At 65.3% G+C, this 21,698-nt stretch carries 23 protein-coding genes; 5 read left to right on the top strand and 18 right to left on the bottom strand.

Translation table 11 applies throughout. The features are described from left to right. Nucleotides 1-22: 22 nt before the first annotated feature. Nucleotides 23-964 (bottom strand): threonine/serine dehydratase, encoded by a 942-nt coding sequence (locus tag ACK41V_RS03450; RefSeq protein ID WP_409777844.1) that lies wholly within the window; start codon nt 962-964, stop codon nt 23-25. A 167-nt stretch (nt 965-1,131) separates the two neighbouring features. Between ACK41V_RS03450 and ACK41V_RS03445 the strand changes: the two genes are divergently transcribed. Further along, a complete protein-coding gene (locus tag ACK41V_RS03445; protein WP_409777841.1) occupies nt 1,132-1,854 on the top strand; it encodes an HPP family protein in 723 nt (240 codons plus the stop codon). Between the two features lie 133 nt (nt 1,855-1,987). On the opposite strand, the gene ispH is transcribed toward ACK41V_RS03445, so the two are convergent. After that, a complete protein-coding gene (gene ispH / locus ACK41V_RS03440; RefSeq protein ID WP_409777838.1) occupies nt 1,988-2,983 on the bottom strand; it encodes a 4-hydroxy-3-methylbut-2-enyl diphosphate reductase in 996 nt (331 codons plus the stop codon). After that, complete coding sequence (locus ACK41V_RS03435) at nt 2,983-3,447, bottom strand: peptidylprolyl isomerase (RefSeq protein ID WP_409777835.1); 465 nt, start codon at nt 3,445-3,447, stop codon at nt 2,983-2,985. The genes ispH and ACK41V_RS03435 overlap by 1 nt, the downstream gene beginning before the upstream one ends. An 89-nt stretch (nt 3,448-3,536) precedes the next feature. On the opposite strand from ACK41V_RS03435, the gene radC reads away from it, so the two are divergent. The 4 genes from radC (at nt 3,537) to ACK41V_RS03415 (ending at nt 6,642) form a co-directional block, all read left to right on the top strand. Next, the gene (gene radC / locus ACK41V_RS03430) at nt 3,537-4,250 is read left to right on the top strand and encodes a RadC family protein (RefSeq protein ID WP_409777832.1); all 714 of its coding nucleotides are present in this window, start codon (nt 3,537-3,539) and stop codon (nt 4,248-4,250) included. A gap of 311 nt (nt 4,251-4,561) precedes the next feature. Further along, a complete protein-coding gene (locus ACK41V_RS03425) occupies nt 4,562-5,188 on the top strand; it encodes a Smr/MutS family protein (protein ID WP_409778016.1) in 627 nt (208 codons plus the stop codon). Nucleotides 5,189-5,296: 108 nt separating this feature from the next. Next, nucleotides 5,297-6,124 carry an AraC family transcriptional regulator gene (locus ACK41V_RS03420; protein ID WP_409777829.1) on the top strand — a complete coding sequence of 276 codons (828 nt, stop codon included), beginning with the start codon at nt 5,297-5,299 and terminating at the stop codon, nt 6,122-6,124. 89 nt (nt 6,125-6,213) lie between these two features. Further along, a complete protein-coding gene (locus ACK41V_RS03415) occupies nt 6,214-6,642 on the top strand; it encodes a cupin domain-containing protein (protein ID WP_409777826.1) in 429 nt (142 codons plus the stop codon). A 17-nt stretch (nt 6,643-6,659) separates the two neighbouring features. Here ACK41V_RS03415 and ACK41V_RS03410 read toward each other — a convergent pair whose 3' ends face one another. The 15 genes from ACK41V_RS03410 to ACK41V_RS03340 all read right to left on the bottom strand — a co-directional run bounded on the left by ACK41V_RS03410 (nt 6,660) and on the right by ACK41V_RS03340 (nt 21,668). Beyond that, nucleotides 6,660-6,887: a hypothetical protein gene (locus tag ACK41V_RS03410; RefSeq protein ID WP_409777824.1), complete on the bottom strand. Its 228-nt coding sequence runs from the start codon at nt 6,885-6,887 to the stop codon at nt 6,660-6,662. Between the two features lie 5 nt (nt 6,888-6,892). Then, the gene (locus ACK41V_RS03405) at nt 6,893-7,315 is read right to left on the bottom strand and encodes a GFA family protein (protein WP_409777821.1); all 423 of its coding nucleotides are present in this window, start codon (nt 7,313-7,315) and stop codon (nt 6,893-6,895) included. Nucleotides 7,316-7,333: 18 nt separating this feature from the next. After that, nucleotides 7,334-8,425: a M48 family metalloprotease gene (locus tag ACK41V_RS03400; protein WP_409777818.1), complete on the bottom strand. Its 1,092-nt coding sequence runs from the start codon at nt 8,423-8,425 to the stop codon at nt 7,334-7,336. Nucleotides 8,426-8,468: 43 nt separating this feature from the next. Next, nucleotides 8,469-9,062, bottom strand: a complete 594-nt coding sequence (locus ACK41V_RS03395; RefSeq protein WP_409777815.1) for a LemA family protein — start codon at nt 9,060-9,062, stop codon at nt 8,469-8,471. Between the two features lie 67 nt (nt 9,063-9,129). Further along, the gene (locus ACK41V_RS03390; protein ID WP_409777812.1) at nt 9,130-9,723 is read right to left on the bottom strand and encodes a hypothetical protein; all 594 of its coding nucleotides are present in this window, start codon (nt 9,721-9,723) and stop codon (nt 9,130-9,132) included. Between the two features lie 166 nt (nt 9,724-9,889). Continuing rightward, entirely contained in the window at nt 9,890-10,321 is a 432-nt protein-coding gene (locus ACK41V_RS03385; protein WP_409777810.1) for a group II truncated hemoglobin, read from the bottom strand. A gap of 85 nt (nt 10,322-10,406) precedes the next feature. Continuing rightward, entirely contained in the window at nt 10,407-12,926 is a 2,520-nt protein-coding gene (locus ACK41V_RS03380) for an ABC transporter permease (protein WP_409777807.1), read from the bottom strand. A 53-nt stretch (nt 12,927-12,979) separates the two neighbouring features. Then, the gene (locus tag ACK41V_RS03375) at nt 12,980-14,614 is read right to left on the bottom strand and encodes a C13 family peptidase (RefSeq protein ID WP_409777804.1); all 1,635 of its coding nucleotides are present in this window, start codon (nt 14,612-14,614) and stop codon (nt 12,980-12,982) included. Nucleotides 14,615-14,697: 83 nt separating this feature from the next. After that, nucleotides 14,698-15,696, bottom strand: a complete 999-nt coding sequence (locus ACK41V_RS03370) for a formate dehydrogenase accessory sulfurtransferase FdhD (protein WP_409777801.1) — start codon at nt 15,694-15,696, stop codon at nt 14,698-14,700. A 189-nt stretch (nt 15,697-15,885) separates the two neighbouring features. Continuing rightward, nucleotides 15,886-16,281: a hypothetical protein gene (locus tag ACK41V_RS03365; RefSeq protein ID WP_409778013.1), complete on the bottom strand. Its 396-nt coding sequence runs from the start codon at nt 16,279-16,281 to the stop codon at nt 15,886-15,888. A 14-nt stretch (nt 16,282-16,295) separates the two neighbouring features. Beyond that, entirely contained in the window at nt 16,296-17,501 is a 1,206-nt protein-coding gene (locus ACK41V_RS03360) for a formate dehydrogenase subunit gamma (RefSeq protein WP_409777798.1), read from the bottom strand. 8 nt (nt 17,502-17,509) lie between these two features. After that, entirely contained in the window at nt 17,510-17,746 is a 237-nt protein-coding gene (locus ACK41V_RS03355; RefSeq protein ID WP_409777795.1) for a hypothetical protein, read from the bottom strand. Beyond that, a complete protein-coding gene (gene fdh3B, locus ACK41V_RS03350; RefSeq protein WP_409777792.1) occupies nt 17,743-18,360 on the bottom strand; it encodes a formate dehydrogenase FDH3 subunit beta in 618 nt (205 codons plus the stop codon). Before fdh3B ends, ACK41V_RS03355 begins: the two co-directional genes overlap by 4 nt. A gap of 114 nt (nt 18,361-18,474) precedes the next feature. Beyond that, nucleotides 18,475-21,444: a formate dehydrogenase subunit alpha gene (locus ACK41V_RS03345; RefSeq protein WP_409777789.1), complete on the bottom strand. Its 2,970-nt coding sequence runs from the start codon at nt 21,442-21,444 to the stop codon at nt 18,475-18,477. Between the two features lie 14 nt (nt 21,445-21,458). Next, nucleotides 21,459-21,668 (bottom strand): formate dehydrogenase, encoded by a 210-nt coding sequence (locus ACK41V_RS03340; protein WP_034692953.1) that lies wholly within the window; start codon nt 21,666-21,668, stop codon nt 21,459-21,461. Nucleotides 21,669-21,698: the final 30 nt, after the last annotated feature.

The raw sequence follows: 21,698 nt of genomic DNA, 5'->3' as shown, positions 1-21,698 counted from the left end.
TAAAGGGGTGGTCGGCCTGGGCTCAGGCGAGGCTTGCAGCGTCAAAATTGGCACCGCAAAGAATGAGCGCCACGGTTTCCTGCGGCTGGGGCTTGTATGCGCCAGTCTGCAAGGCTGCCAGGCCCAGCGCGGCAGCAGGCTCCACGGCCAGTTTCAGCTCTTTCCACAGCCACAGTTGGGCAGCACGAATCGCGTCGTCGGGCAACAGCAGTGCTTCATGCACATGGCGCTGACTGACCTCCCAGCCGATGGCGCCGATGCGGCGGGCGCCGAGGGAATCGGCGGCCACACCGCCCACTTCCACATCCACCGGCTGTCCCGCAGCGCGCGCGGCGTGCAGGGTGGGCGCGCGTTCGGGCTCCAGCGCAACCACGTGGGCACGGCTCTCTACCCACGCCGCCACGCCGCCAATCAGCCCACCGCCGCCCACGCTGACCAGCACCGTGTCGGGCAGGCGGCCGCCCTGCTCTTCCATCTCCAGCGCCAGGGTGCCTGCGCCCGCCACCACTTCGGGCTGGTCGTAGGCATGGGCCTGCAGTGCGCCGGTGGCCTTCTGGCGGGCGACGCAGGCCTCGAATGCTTGTGAATAGGCGGCGCCGGTGACGACCACCTCAGCACCAAGGGCACGCAGGCGGGCACGCTTGGCCTCGGGCGAGACTTCGGGCACAAACACCTCGCAGCGCACGCCCAGGGCTTTAGCAGCGGCCGCCACGGCGATGCCGGCGTTGCCACCCGACGCAATGATCACGCCGCTGTCGGGCACGGGGTTGGCGAGCAGCCGGTACAACATGCCGCGCGCCTTGAAGCTGCCACCCACCTGCAGGTGCTCCAGCTTCAGCCAGACCTCGCCGCAGTCCACACCCAGAGACCGGCCGGACACGCGCATCAGCGGCGTGGTGCGCAGAAAGTCGGGCTGGGTGGCGAGTTGGCGGCGGGCGGCGGCGATGGCGGCGCGGTCGATCATGCAGGGGCTCCGGTGAGGCAAAGGGGGGCAGTGTAGGGGCAGCCGCAACATGCAGACACAACGCATGACTGCATGCGCGCCGCACAACTGCCGATAACATGGCCAGTGCAGTCCCTTGCCACCGCCTTTGCCACCGTCCTTTGCGGGCCTGCCCCCAGGAGAAAAGCATGTTCTTTGTGTTCGGCCCGTCAGGCCAGATGTACCGGGGCGGACCCGAAAACCTGGCGCGCATTTCTGCGGTGCGCAATGTGCAACGCCCGCAGGCACTGCGCACCCGCGCGCTGGATGTGCCCGACGAACCCGTCCCCACCTTCCGCATGCCCCATGACCCCGCTGCGGCCGATGCCGCCAGTGCCGCGCCCGCTGCCGTGGTCAATCTGCGCATGCAGGACGCCGTGAGCGCCTACGCCCAGACAGAACAAGGCCCCCAGGCCGCGCGCCAGCCGCTGACCAAGGTGAGCGATGTGATGACCACCGGCGCCCTCAGCGTGTTGTCGGATGCGGTGGTCAACGATGCTTGGCAAACGCTGGCTGAGCACAAGGTGGCGCAGGCCCCGGTGGTGGATGCGCTGGGCCGCGTGATTGGCCTGCTGCTGCGGGCCGACATGGCGCCGCTGGACTTGCTGCCCGAGCCCGGTGCCGTCAAACAGGCCATTGACCTGGCGCGCCGCCCCGTGTCTGAAGTGATGGTGAGCCCCGTGCCCACCGTGGCCGCAGACACCGAACTGCGCCGCGTGGCGGCCGTGCTGCTGGAGACCGGCCTGCCCGGCCTGCCGGTGACGGACGAGGCGGGTGTGTTGTCGGGCTTTATCTCGCGCACCGATATCCTGCGCGCGGTGGCGGCCGACCCGCCGCTGGATTTGTGGAGCGGGCCCGCGATGGCGCTGTAGGTCATTGCCTGTCATTGACCCGCCCGGCACCAAAAATATGAGTCAAATTGGCCTCTAGCGCTTATCCATCAAGCGCTAGCAGCTATCAAAACAGAAGTATTTCTGAACCACAGGCGGTTGTGCCCCGTGGCCTTCAATGCCCGGCAGGCCCTGTCTCTGGCGTGCGCTCGCTGATGCTCAGGCCCGTGGCAGCATCGATCTTGAGCCCCTTGGGCAGCGGGAACTTGATGGTTTCTTCAATGCCCGCCATGGTGCGCACCGACACCGCGCCCAGTGCCTTGATGCGGTCGATGACCTGCTGCACCAGAATTTCCGGCGCCGAGGCACCGGCCGTCAGGCCCACGCGGGCGGTGCCGTCAAACCACTCGCCCTTCAGTTCGTCGGCGCTGTCCACCATGTAGGCGGTGGTGCCCAGCTTGGCGGCCAGCTCGCGCAGGCGGTTGCTGTTGGAGCTGGTGGGGCTGCCCACCACAATCACCACGTCCACCTGCGGGCTCAGCACCTTGACGGCGTCTTGCCGGTTCTGGGTGGCGTAGCAGATGTCCTGCTGCTTGGGCTCGCGCACGCTGGGGAAGCGCGCGCGCACGGCGGCAGAGATTTCGGCGGCGTCGTCCACGCTCAGCGTGGTCTGCGTAACCACGGCCAGCTTGGCGGTCTGCGCGGGCTGCACGTGGGCCACGTCGGCCACGTCTTCCACCAGGTGGATGCCGTGGTCGAGCTGGCCCATGGTGCCTTCGACCTCGGGGTGGCCCTTGTGGCCGATCATGATGAACTCGTAGCCTTCTTTGGCGAGCTTGGCGACTTCGACATGCACCTTTGTCACCAGCGGGCAGGTGGCGTCAAAAATGCTGAAGCCGCGCGCCACGGCCTCTTGCTGCACGGCCTTGCTCACGCCGTGGGCGCTGAAAACCAGCGTGGCGCCGGGGGGCACGTCCGCCAGATCTTCGATAAAAATCGCGCCCTTGGCCTTGAGGTCGTTCACCACATAGGTGTTGTGCACGATTTCGTGGCGCACATAGATGGGAGCGCCAAACTTTTGAATGGCGCGCTCGACGATCTCAATCGCGCGGTCTACACCCGCGCAAAAGCCACGGGGTTCGGCCAGCAAAATCTCCTGGGGTTTTTGCATCACAGGATCCCGATCAGCTGCACTTCAAACGTCACCGGCTGGCCTGCCAACGGGTGGTTGAAGTCAAACAGCACGGCACCATCGTCCCGCACCTGCAGCACCGCACCCGCGTAGCTGCCCTGCCCGTCGGGCGTGGGGAACTGCACCACATCGCCCACGTTGTACTTTTCGTCCGGGTCGCCCAGTTGGTTCAGCAGCTTCTTGGCCACCCACTGCTGCATGTCGGCATTGCGCTCGCCAAAAGCCTCGCCGGGGGGCATGTCGAACGTGGTGCGCGTGCCTTCGGCCAGGCCCAACAGGCGCTGCTCCATGGCGGGCGACAGCTCGCCCGTGCCGAGGGACAAAGTGGCCGGTTTGTCGGTAAAGGTGTTGATCACATCCCCTGCCGGGCCGGCCAGGCGGTAGTGCAGCGTAAGGAAGGAGCCGGGCTGAACGGTGGGGAGAGAAGCGTCGAGAGAGGTCATGAAAGTACCGATAAACTGGCCTGCATTGTAGAAAACCGGGCAAAGCCCTACGCCCGTCAGCGCCTGACGGGTGTCAAAGACCCAGCTTCATGCCCCTCAAAGACCTGCCTTCCGACGCCCAGCCCCGCGAAAAACTGCTGGCGCGTGGCCCCGCCGCCCTGGCCGATGCCGAGCTGCTGGCCATCCTGCTGCGCACCGGCATCGTGGGCAAAGGCGTGCTGCAGATGGCGCAAGAGCTGCTGGAGGCGCCCAGCGTGGACGCCACCACCGGCAAAGTGAGCGGTGGCTTCGGTGGCATGGCCGGGCTGCTGCACACCAGCGCGGCCGACCTCACCCGCATCAAGGGCCTGGGCCCCGCCAAACGCGCCGAGCTGGTGGCCGTGCTGGAACTCGCGCGCCGCGCCCTCGCCCAGCAACTGCGCGAGCGGGAGGTGTTTGACTCGCCCGACGCCGTCAAACACTACCTGCAGCTGCACCTGGCGGCCAAGGGCCACGAGGTGTTTGCGGTGTTGTTCCTCGATGCGCAAAACCGCCTGCTGGCCATGGAGGAGCTGTTTCGCGGCACGCTCACGCAGACCAGCGTGTACCCGCGCGAGGTGGTGCTGCGCGCCCTGCACCACCAGGCGGCAGCCGTGGTGCTGGCCCACAACCACCCCAGCGGCAGCGTGGAGCCCAGCCGCGCCGACGAGGCGCTGACCCAGACCCTGAAAACCACGCTGGCGCTGGTGGACGTGCGCGTGCTGGACCACGTCATCGTGGCGCCGGGCCAGGCGCTGTCGATGGCCGACAAGGGCTTGATGTGAGCCCACCGGCCCCACCAGACCCCACGGCGGCACCGACGGCGCTGCAGGCTGCGCTGGCGCGTGCGGCACGGGCAGCACGGGCAGTGGTCGCCAGTACGCCCCCGGACCCGGACATCGCCCCCACACCTTCCACGCCACGGGCCGCCCGACGCGCAGGGCTGGGCGACAAAAAGGCCGCCGCCAAGGCCGCCCAGCGGCCCCTGCGCAATCCGCCGCCACCCGCTGTGGCACGCGGGGACACCCCACCCACCCCGCGCCGCGCTCCGCCCGCGCCACGTCGCCCCAGCGAACGCATCACCCAGCTGCAAGACCTGGCTACCGTGGCCCGCCGCCTGCGCGACGAGCAAGAGCGCCGAGAGGCCGAAGAAAAAGCCCGCCGCGAAGCCGCCGCGCGGTTGGATGCGGAGCGCCACCTGTTCAGCCGCAGCGTGGGCGCCGTCACGCCCCTGCGCAACCCCAACGTGGCGCGCCTGCGCCGCCTCCAGCCACCGCCGCTGCCCGTGCAGCACTGGCTGGACGAAGAGCGCGTGCTGCTCGAATCCATCAGCGACGATTTTGATGTGAGCACCCTGCTCGACACCGACGATCAACTGAGCTTTCGCCGCCCCGGCATTGGCGTGGAGGTGACGCGCCGCCTGCGGTCCGGCCACTGGAGCATTCAGCGCCAGCTCGACCTGCACGGCCTGCGCGTGGACGAGGCGCGCGAAGCACTGGGCGACTTCATCCGCCACGCCCACAAAACCGGCATGCGCTGCGTGCGCGTGGTGCACGGCAAGGGCCTGGGCTCGCCCGGCAAAAGCCCCGTACTCAAAAGCCGGGTGCAGCGCTGGCTGGTGCAAAAGAACGAGGTGCTGGCGTTTGTGCAGGCCCGGCCGATGGATGGCGGTGCGGGGGCGCTGGTGGTGCTGCTGCAGCCTGTGCTCCGAAAAAACACATGAAAATGGCCTCTAGCGCTTATTCCATAAGCGCCACCAGCTATGAAAATAATAGTATTCATCCAGCGCTTCATGGCCTGACATGAAGGCAGTTTTCAGTACCATGCCGCCATGAGCCGACCCCCAGCCCCTGCACCTCTGGACTGGGTGAAACACGCCGAACCGATCGACGGGGTGAAACGCATGGAAGCGCGCTTTCACGGCAAGGCGTATGCCATGCACCGCCACGACACGTATGCGATTGGCAGCACGCTGGCTGGCGTGCAAAGCTTCAGCTACCGGCGCGGCCAATGCAACAGCCTGCCCGGCCACACCATGGTGCTGCACCCCGACGAGGCCCACGACGGACAGGCGGGCACGGAGGAGGGATTTCAGTACCGCATGATCTACGTGGAGCCCGCGCTGTTCCAGGCAGTGCTGCAGGGAAGGCCGCTGCCCTTCATCGAAGGCGGTGTGACCACCGATCCGCGCCTGTCGGCAGCCGCCAGAACCTTGTTGCAGCAAATGGACGCAACGATAGAGCCGCTGGAACACAGCGACGCGATTGCAGAACTGGCGCATGCGCTCGACGCCGTTGCGGGCGCCCCCGCGCGGCATTCGAAGGGCGACTTTCTGGCAGCGCGGCGCGCCCACGCGTATTTGCACGAACATCGCGCGCAGGTGGTGACGCTGGCCGATTTGGAAGCAGCCACCCAGCGCGATCGCTGGAGCCTTTCCAACGACTTTCGCGTGTTCTACGGGACCAGCCCCTACCGCTTTCAGACCATGAGGCGCCTCGACACCGTGCGCCACCTGCTGGTGCGGGGCAGTTCGCTGTCGGACGCTGCGGCTGCAGCGGGGTTCGCCGACCAAAGCCACATGACGCGCCATTTTTCAAAAACCTTCGGGTTGACGCCCGGGCGTTGGCTGCGCATGGCGGGGGGAGCCCACGGCGCCTAGGAACCTGTCGGACCGCCCACGAACGTTCAATACAGCCACGGAAAGCCCGCGTACGGTTGGCATCTTTTTCTCTTCGAATGGAGCGACCGATGACCCCGACCGCAAACCCAACCGCCGCACCCGCCGAGCGCGGCCAATCCCAAACCATCGATCTGGTCGAAAAAATCGGCCGGATTGAGGGTCACTGGCAACCGCGCGTCGTCGCGGAGATGAACGACTACCAGTTCAAGGTCGTCAAGGTGCTGGGTGACTTTCCATGGCACCTGCATGCCGACACGGACGAGACCTTTCTGGTGCTGGACGGCGAACTGCGCATCGAGCACCGCGCCAGCCCCCACGGCGAGACAAGCGTCATCGTGCTGCGCGCAGGGCAGATGGCCGTGGTGCCCAAGGGCGTGGAACACCGGCCCTCTGCGGAGCACGAGGTGAAGATGCTCTTGATAGAACCACGAGGCGTGGTGAACACCGGCGATGGCGCCAAGGGGGAACGGACTGTCGCCAACGACCAGTGGGTGTGAGCCCCCACAACGCGCTATCAGGCGATGCGATGCACATCGCCGTTGTGTGGCGACGCACTCTCGTGGAACAGATCTTCCAGAAACTGCGCCAGATCCTCTTCTTCTACAAAGTCGGGCACCACAAAACCTGCAGGCGTGCGTTTGCCATCGGCCCCCACGCGGTAGACCTGCCACTGGGCGCCTTCTCGCCGCACCTCGACGATGCGGCCAAAGACATTGAAGCGGGGGTGAGTGGCTTCGGGCACGGTGCCTACCCTTCGGCCTGCTGCGGGTACCCGTCGCAAATCACCACCCAAGGCGCTTTGGACGCCACAAAGATGTGTTTTTGCGGCGGTGTTTCATACGGCGTATCGAGCGTGCCCAGCGGCACCGCCACCCAGTCGGCATGGGCTGCCTCGCTGTGCCACAGCAGGGGCGAACCACACACCGCGCAGAAGCTGCGCGTGACCTGGGCGGACGACCGGTAGGCGCGCACGTGGTCTTGTCCCTGCACAAAACGGTGGTGCTCGGCGCGCACGCTGCCGTAGCTGCCAAACGCCGCGCCGTGCGCCTTGCGGCACATGGAGCAGTGGCAGTGGGATGCGGCCTGCAGCGGCGCGGTGGTCTCAAAGCGCACGCTGCCGCACAAACAGCTGCCGCGGTGATGAACAGGCTCTGACATGGTGGCTGTCATGGTGGCGTTGTTCTTCCCTCAGGTGAATCGCGCAAACGGGTCCACCAATGACGCGATGGTGGTGGCCCCAGGCGCTGCAACACCGCCTTCGCGCCGCAGGGGTTCGGGCCCGGCAGCCACGGGAACCGCGGGCAGGGGTTGCATGCGGCGGCCATATACGCGCTGCACCCGTTCGTCGAGCGTGGGGTGGGTGTCCAGCCAATGCTCCAGGCGGCTGCCGCTGGCCACGTCCACCAGCAGCATGTGCTGCACCGACGGATGCGAGAGGCCGGAGTGGCTGTGCTGCTCATACCCGCGCGGTGTGTCGCGGCGCTGGGCCATGACCTTGCGCAGCACGCCGCCCAGGCCGTCCTTGCTGCGCGTCCACTGCACAGCGCGGGCGTCGGCCAGGTATTCGCGCTGGCGCGACACGGCGGCTTTCAGCATGCGGCCCGTCAGCCAGCCGGCAAACCCGGCCAGCATGATGGCCGAGCCAAACCACCAGGCCAGGCCGCGCCGCTCGCGCATCGTGTCGCCAAAGTTGTAGACCAGCTCCAGCCCGAACACCATGCCGGCCAGGCGCATCTTCAAACGCGTGTCGCCCTCGTGCAGGTGGCTCAGCTCGTGCGCCACCATGCCCTGCATTTCTTCGCGGTTGAGGTAGTCCAGCGCGCCCTGCGTGACGGCCACCACGGCGTCGCTCTCGTCCCAACCTGCGGCAAACGCGTTGATGGCGTCTGTGCGCGGCATGACCATGATTTCGGGGCGTGGCATGTGGGCCGCAATACACAGCTCGTCCACGATGTTGGACAACCGCTGCTCGGCGTGCGACAGCGTGGGCCGCAGCTCGCGCGCGCCCACCCGCTTGGCCAGCTTGACGCCGCCTGCGCGCAGGTTGGACGTCTCCACCCACCAGCCGCCCAGCACCAGCAGCAGCGACACGCCCACATTGGCCGCCAGAAACCCCTGGGGAAAGTCCAGATGCCCCGGCAACACGGCCGCCATCAGCAGCCAGGCCAGCGCCAGCGCGGCATGCACAGCCACCACCAGCACGACCACGGCCAGCGTAAAACCCAGCAGCAGGCGGCGTGTTTCGCTGCGGGCGTTGGTCTGGTGGTCCCAGAATTTCATGGTGTCTGTGCCCGTCTCAGGGTTGCCAGGCTGTTCAGGCCGCTCAGAACTTCACCTTGGGTGCGGTGCGCTCTTCCTCGCTCTGGGTCGACTCGAGCATGGGCGCGGGCGGGAAACCCATCAGCCGCGCCACGATGAGGTCAGGAAACTGCGTGGCCGCGTCGTTGAACTCCAGCGCTTGGTCGTTGTACGCCTGGCGCGCAAAACCCAGGCGGTTTTCGGTGCTGGTGAGTTCTTCGGACAGCGACTGCATGGTGGCGTCGGCCTTGAGGTCAGGGTAGGCCTCGGCCACCACCATCAGGCGCCCCAGGCTGCCACCCAGCACGCCCTCGGCCGCGGCCAGCGCACCCATGGCGCTGGCGCTTTCGGGGCTGGCGCGCACGGCGGCGGCAGCGCCCTGGGCCTGGCCCCGGGCTTTGATGACCGCTTCGAGCGTGGCGGCTTCGTGCGCCAGATAGCCGCGCGCCACCTCCACCAGGTTGGGGATCAGGTCGTACCGGCGCTTGAGCTGCACGTCGATCTGGCCAAACGCGTTGGCAATGCGGTTTCGCAGTTGCACCAACCGGTTGTACACGGTGACGGCCCAGATCAGCGCGACCACCACCACACCCAAAACGACCCAAGCGGTTGTTGACATACCCTGCCCTCCTTGTTGTGAATGAGCGCATCTTAGCGAGGCCGCCGATGGCCCCGTCGTGCGCCTTTCACTCGGGGGCAACGGCACCCTCCACGCCCAGCACCAGGGGCTGTTTGAGGTCGCCGGTGTTGTGCATGCCCACGGGCGCCAGGCGCAGGCCGCGCGCCTTGAAGTACAGGTAGCCGTTGACCTGCGACACGGTCACGCTGCCCGCCTTGTCGCCGCTTTCCCAGCCCAGCAGCTTGCCGCCGGACGAATCCATAAACGACACCTTGGCCTTCTTCTGTGCGGCGTTGGGCTTGGCGCTGACCTCGTACACCCCGGGCGCGGGTTTTTGGGTGCCAAAGTCGATCTCGGTGACCTGCAACTGCGAATTGGTGGCGAAGACAAAGGACTTGGGGGTTTCGAGGTAGTTGAGCCCCGTCTTCATGGCATAGCGTTTGCCCGCAGCCCCTGCGACCTCGGCGCGCACTTCGCCAAAGTTGTGCCAACCGTTGGGGCCTGCGTAGAGTTTGCTTTTGGGGTTGGTGAAGCGGTCGTCCGACGCAGTGGGCACGTTGCCCCAGGTGTCGTTGCCTGCAGCGGGTGCAGCGGGTGCGGGCTGCGCGTGGCTCACAACACAGGCCAGAAGGCCAGCACACAAGACAAGGGAATGTTTCATGGAAGGCGTCCTGGACCGGTGAAGGAAGGGGCAGCCACGGTACCACTGCCCACCACAAAATGCCATGAATTTTTAGTGTTTTTGGCCTCTAGCGCTTATCCAATAAGCGCTTATAGCTATATTTTCAGGAGCATCATCATCCCGAACATCAAGCGCTGAAACGGGTTCACACGCCTTTGTTGCGCATCCAGTCGGCGGTGCCCATGAAGCTTTCTTTCAGCCGCGTGCGCAGGTCCGTTGGCACGCCGGTTTCGCCCATGGCCTGGTCCATGCACGCCACCCACTGGTCGCGCTCTTTGATGCCGATGGCAAACGGCATGTGCCGAGCGCGCAGGCGCGGGTGGCCGAACTGATCGGTGTAGTACGAAGGGCCGCCCAGCCAGCCGCACAAAAACATGAACAGCTTTTGCCGCGCCTGGGCCAACTCGCTGCCGTGGGCGGCGCGCAGTTCGGCGTAACCGGGCTCCAGGTCCATCAGGTCATAAAACCGCTCGACCAGCGCGCGCACGCGGCTTTCGCCGCCGATCCATTCGAAAGGGATGACGGCGGCGGCGGGCTCGTCGCCACTGCCATGGGGTAGAGAAGTCTCAGAATTCATATCAAATCAGGCGCTAGCGCTTACCCATTAAGCGCTAGTAGCTATCAAAAACATACTAAAAGGTGCTAACACGGCTGCCCAGCGCTCACTCTGCCGAACGCCGCAGCGTGTCGACCACCGGGCGCAGCAGCACCTCGCGCAGCCCCCACCAGCCCGCGGCCAGCGCCAGCACGGCGCCTGCCAGCGCGCCCGCCAGCGGCACCCAGGGCGACGCCGTCCAGGTGAAGTCAAACACAAAGCGTGCCAGGGCCCAGCCCACACCCACCGCCACCGCGCTCGCCAGGAAGCCCGCGAGCAGGCCCACACCCACCAGCTCGGCACGCTGCACTTGGCGCAGCAAGCTGGCCCGGGCGCCCACGGCGCGCATGATGGCGTATTCGCGGGCGCGCTCCTCGCGCGTGGCCGTCACGGCGGCAAACAGCACCACCAGGCCGGCGGCCAGGGTGAACGCGAACAGAAACTCGACCGCGCGGATCACCTGCTCCAGCACGCGCTGCACCTGGGCAATGGTGGCGCCCATGTCCACGTTGGTGATGTTGGGGAATTGGCGCACCAGCGCGTTGTCAAAACCGTTGGTTTCGGGCGCACGGTAGGCCGCGAGGTACGTCACAGGCACATCCTTGACGGTAGCCACCGGGTACATCACAAAGAAGTTGGCGCGCATGGATCCCCAGTCCACCTTGCGCAGGCTGGTGATGCGGGCTTCGTTCTGCACGCCGCCCATGTCGAACTGCAGGCGGTCACCCATCTTCAGGCCGAGGGTTTCGGCAATGCCTTCTTCCACGCTGATGGCACCCTCTTCGCCCGGCGTCCATGCACCGGCAATCACCTGGTTGTGGGGCGGCGCCTCGACGGCGTTGGAGAGGTTGAATTCACGGTCCACCAGGCGCTTGGCGCGGTCATCGGTGTAGTCGGCGGGGCCCACGGTCTTGCCATTCACTGCGATCAACCGGCCGCGGATCATGGGGTACCAGTCGTACTTGGCGACGCCGCCGTCTTTGAGCTGTTGTTGAAACGCGTCCGCCTGGTCGGGCATCACATTGATCACAAAGCGGTTGGGCGCATCGGGCGGCGTGGCGTTGCGCCAGCTGCTGATGAGGTCGGTGCGCAGCAGCACCAGCAGCACCAGCGCCAGCAAGCCCACGGCCAGGCTGCTGACCTGCACCACGGCATAGGCCGGGCGTGCAGAGATCTGCCGCGTGGCCAGCACCAGCCAGCGGGGGGCGGTGGCCTCGTTCACGCTCTTGCGCAGCAGCTTCACCGCCACCCACGACAGCCCGGCAAACAGCGCCACTGCGCCCGCAAAGCCACCCACGGCGATCAAGCCCAGCAACACGTCGCTGCTGACAGCCAGCAGCAAGGCCGCAAACCCGGCAATCCCCACGCCCAGCACGGCCAGCGACGCAGGCTTGAGCCCGCCCACATCACGCCGGATGACGCGCAGCGGCGGCACCTGGGCCAGTTGCAGCACCGGCGGCAAGCCAAAAGCAAACAGCAGCGTCAGCCCCATGCCCAGGCCAAACGCCACCGGCCACAGGCTGGCAGGCGGCAGGGCCGATTCGACCAGGCCGGCCAGCAGCAGCACAAACACGTAGTGCACTAGGTAACCCAGCAGCACGCCCAGCGCGCTGGCAAACAGGCCAATCAGCGCGAACTCGGTGGTGTAGGCGCCCGCAATGGTGCGCTGGCTCTGGCCCAGCACGCGCAGCATGGCTGAGGCGTCCAGGTGGTCGGCCGCAAAACCGCGTGCCGCCAAGGCCACGGCCACGGCGGACAGCAGTGCGGCCAGCAGCGCGACCAGGCTCAAGAATTTTTGTGCGCGGTCCAGCGTCTGGCGCATTTCGGGGCGGCCGCTTTCGAGCGACTCCACGCGCACGCCATGCACTTCGGGCTTTTTCAGCTCGGCAATGGCCCAGTCGTTGAAGGTCTTGACGGCGGGGGCCGCGCCCATCACCGCAAATCGGTAGGTCAGGCGGCTGGCGGGCTGCACCAGGCCGGTGGCGGGCAGGTCGGCCTCGTTGACCATGACACGCGGCGCAAAACTCATGAAGCCCGCGCCCCGGTCGGGCTCGATGACGATGATGCGCGCGATGCGCAACTGCGAGTCGCCCAGCAAGAGCATGTCGCCCATGGCGAGGTTCAGCGATTCGAGCAGGGGGGCATCCACCCACACCTCGCCGCGCGCCGGGATGTCGCGCGTGGGCTGGTCCAGCGCACCGGGCGCATCGGCCACCGTGAGGCTGCCGCGCAGCGGGTAGCCGGGCTGCACACTTTTGAGCGCCACGAGCTTGCTGGCCCCGCCTTGTGCGTCGCTGGCGCGCCCCATGGTGGGGAAGCCCAGCGTGGTCACCGTCTGCAGGCCCAGGGACTTGGCGCGTTCGACAAACGCGGCGGGGGTGGGGTTGTCGCTGGCCACCACGGCGTCGCCGCCCAGCAGTTGCAGCGCATCGCGCTGCAGGCCACCCTGCAGGCGGTCAGCAAAAAAGCCCACGGAGGTCAGTGCGGCCACCGCCAAAGTGACCGCAACGATGAGCAACCGCAACTCGCCCGCGCGCAGGTCACGCGCCAGGGTGCGCCAGCCAAGGCGTAGGAAGGACAGATTCATGGCGTGGACCTTAGCGCAAAGCGAACGGGCTGGCAGCCCGTGGGGTGTTTGGATCAGGGCGGTTTGGCCGCGGGAGTCGCAGGCGCCCCGTCCACGGCGGTGGACTCCAGCCGCTTCTCCAGCGCCTGAAGAACCGGAGCAATCTGCGTGCCCACGCGGATCTGCGGGTTAGAGAACCCGTCGGCCTTGCCCGCTTCGACCTCACGCTGGGCAATCAAGGGCACGGCCTTTTCAAAGGCCTGCGTGAAGGAATGCGTCTGGCGCAATTGTTCATTGAACACCGCGCGGCCAAAGAAGGTGAGTTCGGAGCGCGTGCCACAGCCATACGAGGTGTGGGTAGCATCGGCCGCCGTCATGATGAGCGTGCCGTCGGTGGCCAGGGGTTCGATCCAGCCACCCGAGTAGCAGGCCGACACGGCGATCACCCGGTGGCGAATGCCCGCCTCGTCCAGTGCGGCGCGGAGCATTTCGGGCGTGGCAGGCGGCACCTGCAGCGGCCAGTGGGCAGCGGCCAGCTCGTGGTTGCGGGCGCCGTGCGAGGTCATGTAGATCACCAGCACGTCGTTGTCGCGGTCCATGCGCTCTGCCAGGCCGGAGATGGCACGTTGCAGGTTTTGCGGCGTGGCCCACGCATGGGTGGCAGCGGTTTCGGCATGGTTGAGCAGGTGGATCACCCGGCCCTGGGCGTCAAACCGCTCTTGCAGTAACTGGCTGACCATGGTGCTTTCGCGGCGAAACACTTCTTCGCCCGCATAGGGCGCAAACACCAGGCCATACACATCGGCCACACCGGCACGTTCGGGGGTCAGTGCCTGAAGCTGCTGCTCCAGCAGGGGCTGCTGCGCCTCGAACACGGCCTGCGACAGCGCCAGCCGAACGGGCTCGGGCGCTTCGTCACCCGACTCGCCCGAAGCTGCGGCCTGTGCACGCGCCGCTTCGGCATCAAACTCCCACGGCCGGTCCGGAAACTGCCACGTGCCCAGCGCAATCACGCCCACCAAACCGGCGGCGTACACCGCTGTGCGGGCAACCGAGCGGATGAACCGCCCACTGACCACCACCAGCGCGGCCACCAGCCACAGTGTGAGAAAACCATAAATGACCCAGAAGGCGATGCCCGCCACCTCACCAGCCCACAGGGAGGGCTTGTGCGTCACCGTGGCCAAAAGGCCATACAACGCCAGCGTGGGCAGCAGTGGCGCCCAGGTGGACAACACATACCAGGCCGCCACACCGCCCGATGGAGCATCCCCGTCTGTGGGAGGCCGGGACTGCGCGGGCGCCATGGCCCACCAGCCCAACCACAAAAGCACAAGGCCGGTCCACAGGGGGGTCAGCCAGTTGCGCAGGTTGAACTGCGCAGGCCCCACCACCTCCAGCCGGGCCATGGCCAGCATCAGCGCAGTGCTGATCATCACCACCACAATCAGCTGCCAGGGCGTGGGCGTGCTGGCGCCGGTGCGGGGACGAAAAAACAGCGTGGCCCGCAGGCCTTCGACCAGCCAACGCACCAGGGGCAGGCGCGTAGCGGCCACCGTGGTGGAAGAGGCCGATGGCAGCGGCTGGGGCGGCTGCGGTAGTTCTGGATGTCCCTCCAGCGGGATCTCAATCTTGGCGGGCTCGGGGCCCCATTGGCTGGGGAGGGTGTCGGCCCAGGCGCTCTTTTTCGCGGCGTGCAGGTCTTTCATGCGCGCATCATGCCATTGCGACGTGACCCCATCGGGGCCACACAAAAAGGCGACGCCACCGCAACGCCACAGAGAACGGCGACCTACGGGGCGGTAGGCACCGCAGCGGCTGCCACGGCTGGGGGTGTCGCCAATTCAGGTTGCAACACCAGGCGATGCTCGCCGCTGTAGCAGACAAACCGCCGGTTGGTAGCGCGGCCTATGGCACACAGTCCCAGTTGCTGGGCCACCGCGTGGCCCATCTGCGTCATGCCGCTGCGCGACACCACAATCGGCACGCCCATCTGCGCGGACTTGATGACCATCTCACTGGTGAGGCGGCCCGTGGTGTAGAACACCTTGTCGGTGCCAGACATCGGGACGTGGGGCCCTGCGGACGAGGCCACAACGTCGCTGCCTGAGGGCGCGCGTTTGGCAGCAGCGGTGGGCTCCAAACCCGGGTCGGCAGATTCGGCCTGCACCGGTTCTGGATTCATCCACATCCAGCCCGCAATGGTGTCGATGGCGTTGTGGCGGCCCACGTCTTCCACAAAAGTCAGCAGATCCTCCCCCCGAAACAAGGCGCAGCCATGCACCGAACCTGCCGATTTGTATGTGGTCTCCTTGAGGCGGATGGCGTTCACGATGCCGTAGAGCTGGGCCTGGGTCAGCCGTGCTTCGGGCAGATCGATGCGGTCTACCTCGTCCATCAGACCACCGAACACACTGCCCTGCCCACACCCGGTCGTCACCACCTTGCTGGCGGTCCGCTCTTCGATGCGCGCGATGCCGTGGCGCGTGCGCACGGCTGCAGCGTGCACCTCCCAATCGACGGTGATGGATTCGATGTCGAACACCGACTCCACCAACCGCTGGTTGCGCAGGTAGCCCAACACCAGCAGCTCGGGCTGCGCGCCCAGGGTCATGAGCGTGACCAGCTCGCGTTTGTCGACATACACGGTGAGCGGCCGCTCCGCAGGAATCTGCACCTGCTCGCGCTCTCCGCGCTCGTTGACCACGTCGACGGTGTGCGTGAGAGGCGCCTGGGCCTGCGTCAGTCGGGGCCAGAGCGGGGCGAGTGCAGGGTCAGAGCGGGAAGTCATGGGTCAAATGTACGCAGTGCGCCCCAATGTCATGGGATGGGCATTGGATTGGCGTCGCACCGAGCAGGGTTTCGAAAGACGAAGGTGCGAATTGCGCGGGGACAGATCCTCGCGCTTCACCAAAGAAAAAGCCGCACCACGTTGTGTAGTGCGGCTTTGCGCAGGGGGGTCCACCGCTGCCGCGGTCAGTCAGGACTTGGGGGCGGATGCAGCCGCCGCAGGTGCCTGCGGAACCTGGGTACTGGGCGGGCTGCTGGCCGTGCCCGGTGGCGAATGGGCGCCCGCAGCCTCAATGGGCTTGGCGGCAGGAGGTGTGTAGGCAAACGGACCCGGCTCGGTGCAAGCCGCACCGGCTGCCGTAGCCGGTTTTGCCGTCGGCGTGGTCTTGCGGTAGTGCGCTGCGACCTTGTCTTGCGAAATGCACAACTTGTAGTTGTCGACCTTGCCCGCCCAGGCGGCTTTGGCGCCGGCTTCGGCTGCCTTGGCGGCTGCTTCGGGTGACGGTGGGGGAAGCTTGGCAGCAGCCAAAGTGCAGACGCAGGTGGCGCACAGTGCCACCAGGGTTTTACGTGCGAGGAATGTCATCGTCATGGGGGACCTCATGCCTGAACGGGCTTGCCTGCAGCGGCCTCGCCCACGGGCGATGTGGCACTGCGCTGTTTAGGGATCTTGCCAGCCTGAATATCGTCGTACCAGAGTTCGTGGTGTTCCTTGGCCCAGGTTTCGTCCACATAGCCCGTCCTCATGGCTTTGTACGCGCCCTGCATGCCCACGGTGCCCATGTAGATGTGCCCCATGAACATCACCATCATCACCACCGTGGCCACAGCGTGCACCATGTGTGCAATCTGCATGGTGCCGCGTTCATAGATCAGGCCGGGAATCAGCATGTCGAGCACCAGTCCCGACGCCACGACGATGAAACCCAGGCCCAGCACGCCACCCCAGAACACGACTTTCTCGCCAGCATTGAAGCGATGAGAAGGCACTTCTTTGCCGGACAACATACCGCCGCCCTTGGCAAGCCAAGTCGCGTCTTCCTTGCGGGGCAGGTTGTCTTTGAGGAACGTGAAAAACACGATGATCAAAGACACTGCAAACAACGGACCAGCAAAGTTGTGGAGGTTCTTGAGTGCGTAGGTCAGCCAGCCGAACAAGGTGCTGCCCATGATGGGGAGCAGGAAGAACTTGCCAAACGCCATCACCAAGCCAGACACTGCCAAGGCCACAAAAGCAATGGCATTGGACCAGTGCGCAGAGCGTTCAAACGGGGTGAAGCGCTCGATCTTGCGGCCGGTCTCGGCGCCGTGCAGCATCATCATGCCCTTGCGCCAATAGAACAGCGCAATGGCGCCCGCCACGATCAGCAGCAGCGACCCGCCGTAGGGAATGATCCAGTTGTTGCGCACCTGTCTCCACGCCTCACCCGCGTTCGTCACGCGGGACCCGGGGTACTGCACAAAAGGCTGGATCAGGTTGCCCGCTTCAGGCGCCTGGCTTTTGGGCAGGCTGCTGTAGCCGGTGACACCCTCGCCCACTTGGCGCCACATGGGCGCGTTGTTGCCGGGTTGCACCTTGGCGCGTTCGCCGTTGGTCTGCTCTGCATATTTGGGGTCAGCGCTGGCGTCAGGCTTCACCTGAAAAATGTTCTGGCTCTGAATGCCTCCGGGCGCTGCAGCGGGAGCAGGCGCAGGCGCCGCGGCGGCCGGGGCCGCCGATGCATCCGGAGCCGCGGGTGCCTGTGCATGGGCAGGCACCCAGGCAAGGCCAGCCGCCAACGCCAAAGACCACACGATGTGTTTCATGGCGGGCCTCACTTGGATTGGGTGCGGGAGTATTCGTTTTGACCGTACTGCTGGCGAGTCTTCAACTGGGCTTCCCAACTGGTTTTGTCACCCGCCTTCCAGCCTGGATCCATGAAGTTGCTGCCGGTACCGGCGAAAGGCGCTGCGTCGCCACGGATGCCTGCACCCGTTTGCGGCTTCTCGCCGCAAGCCGTCAACGCGGCCACTGCGAGCGTGGTTGTGAGGATGAGGTGTACACGCTTCATGACTTGCCTCCTGCAGGCTGACCCGCCTGTTGCGAACCGTAGGCCGTGCCCCAGCCCCACACTTCGGCGCCTTTGCCGCGCTGCACCACGCGGTTGCGGAAGATGTCTGCCACCACATCACCGTCACCAGCCAACAAGGCCTTGGTAGAGCACATTTCTGCGCAGGCAGGCAGCTTGCCTTCGGCCAGGCGGTTGCGGCCGTACTTTTCAAACTCGGACTGGCTGCCATGGGCCTCAGGACCACCAGCGCAGAACGTGCACTTGTCCATCTTGCCGCGCACACCAAACGTGCCCGACGAAGGGAACTGCGGAGCGCCAAACGGGCAGGCATAGCTGCAGTAGCCGCAACCGATGCACACGTCCTTGTCATGCAGCACCACACCCTCTTCGGTGCGGTAAAAGCAGTTGACGGGGCAGACTGCCATACAAGGCGCGTCGCTGCAGTGCATGCAGGCCACCGAGATGGACTTCTCGCCGGGCACACCGTCGTTGAGCGTCACAACGCGGCGGCGGTTCACGCCCCACGGGACTTCATGCTCGTTCTTGCAGGCGGTCACACAACCGTTGCATTCGATGCAGCGCTCTGCATCGCAGATGAATTTCATTCGTGCCATTTGCTGTCTCCAATCAGCGATTCAGGTTTTGCCGCCGGGCCGCCCCAAGGCAAAACGCGGCCCCCTCGGGGGGCAGCGCAGTACACAAGGTGGACAAGCGTGGGGGCCATGTCTTCAGGCGCGTTCCACGTTGCAGATCGTGGTTTTGGTTTCTTGCATCATGGTCACGCTGTCGTAGCCATACGTCGTTGCCGTGTTCACAGCTTCGCCGCGCACCACAGGCGCCGCGCCCTTGGGGTAGTAGGCCAGCATGTCCTTGCCCTGCCAGTGGCCCGAGAAGTGGAACGGCATCCACACGGTGTCGGGTGCCACGCGCTCGGTGACCAGCGCCTGCACATTGATGCGCGCGCCGGTAGGAGAACTGAGCCACACACGTTCGCCGTTGCGGATACCGCGGTCGGCTGCGGTCTTGGGGTTGATCTCGACAAACGACTCTTGTTGCAGCTCGGCCAGCCAAGGGTTGGAGCGCGTTTCTTCGCCGCCCCCTTCGTACTCGACCAGGCGACCCGAACTCATGATGAGCGGGAATTTCTCGTGCACCTTGTCGGCCACGTTCTTGTCCTGCACGCTCTTATACAACGTGGGCAGGCGCCAGAAAGCCTTCTTGTCGTCGTGTGTGGGGTACTTGGCCATGAGGTCTGGCCGGGTACCATACAGCGGCTCGCGGTGCTGCGGAATCGCATCGGGGAAGTTCCACACCACGGCGCGGGCCTTGGCGTTGCCGAATGGGTGGCAACCGTGTTTCATCGTCACTCGGATGATGGCCCCCGTGGGGTCGGTCTTCCAGTTTTTGCCTTCGGCCTTGGCCTTTTCGGCGTCCGTCAGGTCATCCCACCAGCCCAGCTTTTTGAGCAGCACGTGGTCAAACTCGGGGTAGCCCGTGGTGATCTCGCTGCCCACCGAATACGAACCGTCTTCTGCCAGTAGGTTCTGACCGTCTTTCTCCACACCAAAGTTGGCGCGGAAGTTTCCGCCGCCTTCCATCACGTGTTTGGAGGTGTCGTACAGGTTCGGTGAACCCGGGTGCTTCAGCTCAGGGGTGCCATAACAAGGCCAAGGCAGGCCGAAATAATCGCCGCCAAAGTCGTAGCCGGTTTCCTTGTCCTTGCCACCCTTGGATTTCAAGGTTTTCACATCGAACAAATGCATGTTCTTCATGTGGGCCTTCAGGCGCTCCGGGCTCTGGCCGGTGTAGCCGATGGTCCAGACCGACTTGTTGATTTCACGCAGGATGTCTTCGATCACGGGCTCGTCCATGCCCTTGACCTTCTGCATCTTGTAGTTCTTGGACAGCTCGGTTGCAAAGCCCAGTTTCTCAGCGAACTGGTGCATGATCATGTGGTCAGAGCGGCTCTCCCACAGGGGCTCGATGACCTTCTCGCGCCACTGGATGGAGCGGTTGGACGCAGTCACCGAACCACTGGTTTCAAACTGCGTGGCCGCTGGCAACAAATAGACGGCGCGATTGGGGTTCTGGTCCTCTGCCTTGCCCGGCATGGCAGCCATGGCTGCCGTGGCCGATGGGTACGGGTCCACCACAACCAGCAGGTCCAGCTTGTCCATGGCGCGCTTCATTTCCAGCCCACGGGTCTGTGAGTTGGGCGCGTGGCCCCAGAAGAACACGCCGCGCAGGTTGGAGTCCTGGTCGATCAGCTCGTTGTTCTCCAGCACACCGTCGATCCAGCGCGACACGGTGATTCCGCTCTTGGACATCATGGCTGGCGTTGCGTACTGCTTCTTGATCCACTCGAAGTCCACGCCCCACACGGCGGCGAAGTGCTTCCACGAGCCTTCGGCCAGGCCGTAGTAGCCGGGCAGAGAATCTGGATTGGGGCCCACGTCCGTCGCACCTTGCACGTTGTCGTGACCGCGGAAGATGTTGGTGCCGCCGCCAGACTTGCCGACATTCCCCAGGGCCAGTTGCAGGATGCAGGACGCACGCACCATGGCGTTGCCGATGGTGTGCTGTGTCTGCCCCATGCACCACACAATGGTGGCCGGCTTGGCCATGGCCATCATCTGGGCGACCTTGAACATCTGGTCTTCTTTGACGCCGCAGGCCTCTTCCACCTTGTCGGGCGACCACTTGGCCAGCACATCCTCGCGCACCTTCTCCATGCCGTAGACACGGTCGTTGATGTACTGCTTGTCTTCCCAGCCGTTCTTGAAGATGTGATACAGCAAGCCGAAGAGGAAAGGAATGTCCGTGCCCGAACGGATGCGCACGTACTCGTCGGCCTTGGCAGCCGTGCGGGTAAAGCGCGGGTCCACCACGATCATCTTGCAGCCCGTTTCCTTGGCATGCAACATGTGCAACATGCTCACCGGGTGGGCCTCTGCGGCGTTGGAGCCGATGTACAACGCGCATTTGCTGTTCTGCATGTCGTTGTACGAATTGGTCATGGCGCCGTAGCCCCAGGTGTTCGCCACGCCGGCCACGGTGGTGGAGTGGCAAATGCGCGCCTGGTGGTCGCAGTTGTTGGTACCCCAGAAGCTCACGAACTTGCGCAGCAAATACGCCTGCTCGTTGTTGTGCTTGGACGAGCCCACAAAGTACACGCTGTCGGGGCCACTGGCCGCGCGCAGCTCTTTCATCTTGGCGGTGATTTCGTTCAGCGCTGTGTCCCAACTGATGCGCTCGTACTTGCCGTTGACGAGCTTCATGGGGTAGCGCAGGCGGTATTCGCCGTGGCCGTGTTCGCGCAGTGCCGCGCCCTTGGCGCAATGGGCGCCCAGGTTGATGGGCGAGTCAAACACGGGCTCCTGGCGCACCCACACGCCGTTCTCGACAATTGCATCCACCGCGCAACCCACCGAGCAGTGGGTGCAGATGGTGCGGCGCACTTCGATCTTGCTGTCGCCGATCGCAACCTTGGCGCCTTCGGCCGCGTTCGACTTTTTGACCAGCGTGAGTTGCGATGCAGCAATACCTACACCGACGCCCAGACCGGAGCGGCGCAGGAACGAACGCCGGTCCATGGTAGGCAGCGCTTGCGACAGGCCGCGACGCAGGCTGTGCACAAAAGGAGAGGCAGACGACGATGCGTTCTGCACCGCGTGGGAGGACTTCTTGGTTAACAACATGGCACGCCCCGCGGTCAGAGTTGGGTGGTCTTGTAGTACTGCTTCACGTGCGCAGACAGGTGGTAGCCACCGCCTTTTTCTGGCGCAACGCGAGCGGGCTCAGACACAACGGCGTCTGACGGTGCTACATGGGGGAGTGCCACAACGGCTGCTGCTGCAGCCCCTACGGTGGCGGCGCCGGAAAAGAAACTCCGGCGGGACGAATTCGGCTGGCGGTTCTGCATGCGTGTCTCCAGAATGGCTGGCAGCTATGA

The sequence above is a fragment of the Acidovorax sp. genome, from assembly GCF_046291265.1.
Lineage (GTDB): Bacteria > Pseudomonadota > Gammaproteobacteria > Burkholderiales > Burkholderiaceae_C > Acidovorax.
Note: the sequence above shows the minus strand (reverse complement) of the source record. Positions and strands in the feature narration are given on the sequence as shown.

Bases quoted from the DNA above. Each gene is read 5' to 3' on its own strand.
- radC (WP_409777832.1), top strand. From the start codon at position 3,537: ATGCCCCTCAAAGACCTGCCTTCCGACGCCCAGCCCCGCGAAAAACTG.
- ACK41V_RS03395 (WP_409777815.1), bottom strand. From the start codon at position 9,062: ATGTCAACAACCGCTTGGGTCGTTTTGGGTGTGGTGGTGGTCGCGCTG.
- ACK41V_RS03390 (WP_409777812.1), bottom strand. From the start codon at position 9,723: ATGAAACATTCCCTTGTCTTGTGTGCTGGCCTTCTGGCCTGTGTTGTG.
- ACK41V_RS03360 (WP_409777798.1), bottom strand. From the start codon at position 17,501: ATGAAACACATCGTGTGGTCTTTGGCGTTGGCGGCTGGCCTTGCCTGG.
- ACK41V_RS03385 (WP_409777810.1), bottom strand. From the start codon at position 10,321: ATGAATTCTGAGACTTCTCTACCCCATGGCAGTGGCGACGAGCCCGCC.
- ACK41V_RS03380 (WP_409777807.1), bottom strand. From the start codon at position 12,926: ATGAATCTGTCCTTCCTACGCCTTGGCTGGCGCACCCTGGCGCGTGAC.
- ACK41V_RS03405 (WP_409777821.1), bottom strand. From the start codon at position 7,315: ATGACAGCCACCATGTCAGAGCCTGTTCATCACCGCGGCAGCTGTTTG.
- ACK41V_RS03365 (WP_409778013.1), bottom strand. From the start codon at position 16,281: ATGACATTCCTCGCACGTAAAACCCTGGTGGCACTGTGCGCCACCTGC.
- ACK41V_RS03345 (WP_409777789.1), bottom strand. From the start codon at position 21,444: ATGTTGTTAACCAAGAAGTCCTCCCACGCGGTGCAGAACGCATCGTCG.
- ACK41V_RS03420 (WP_409777829.1), top strand. From the start codon at position 5,297: ATGAGCCGACCCCCAGCCCCTGCACCTCTGGACTGGGTGAAACACGCC.
- ACK41V_RS03450 (WP_409777844.1), bottom strand. From the start codon at position 964: ATGATCGACCGCGCCGCCATCGCCGCCGCCCGCCGCCAACTCGCCACC.
- ACK41V_RS03375 (WP_409777804.1), bottom strand. From the start codon at position 14,614: ATGAAAGACCTGCACGCCGCGAAAAAGAGCGCCTGGGCCGACACCCTC.
- ACK41V_RS03415 (WP_409777826.1), top strand. From the start codon at position 6,214: ATGACCCCGACCGCAAACCCAACCGCCGCACCCGCCGAGCGCGGCCAA.
- ispH (WP_409777838.1), bottom strand. From the start codon at position 2,983: ATGCAAAAACCCCAGGAGATTTTGCTGGCCGAACCCCGTGGCTTTTGC.
- ACK41V_RS03370 (WP_409777801.1), bottom strand. From the start codon at position 15,696: ATGACTTCCCGCTCTGACCCTGCACTCGCCCCGCTCTGGCCCCGACTG.
- fdh3B (WP_409777792.1), bottom strand. From the start codon at position 18,360: ATGGCACGAATGAAATTCATCTGCGATGCAGAGCGCTGCATCGAATGC.
- ACK41V_RS03445 (WP_409777841.1), top strand. From the start codon at position 1,132: ATGTTCTTTGTGTTCGGCCCGTCAGGCCAGATGTACCGGGGCGGACCC.
- ACK41V_RS03340 (WP_034692953.1), bottom strand. From the start codon at position 21,668: ATGCAGAACCGCCAGCCGAATTCGTCCCGCCGGAGTTTCTTTTCCGGC.
- ACK41V_RS03355 (WP_409777795.1), bottom strand. From the start codon at position 17,746: ATGAAGCGTGTACACCTCATCCTCACAACCACGCTCGCAGTGGCCGCG.
- ACK41V_RS03435 (WP_409777835.1), bottom strand. From the start codon at position 3,447: ATGACCTCTCTCGACGCTTCTCTCCCCACCGTTCAGCCCGGCTCCTTC.
- ACK41V_RS03400 (WP_409777818.1), bottom strand. From the start codon at position 8,425: ATGAAATTCTGGGACCACCAGACCAACGCCCGCAGCGAAACACGCCGC.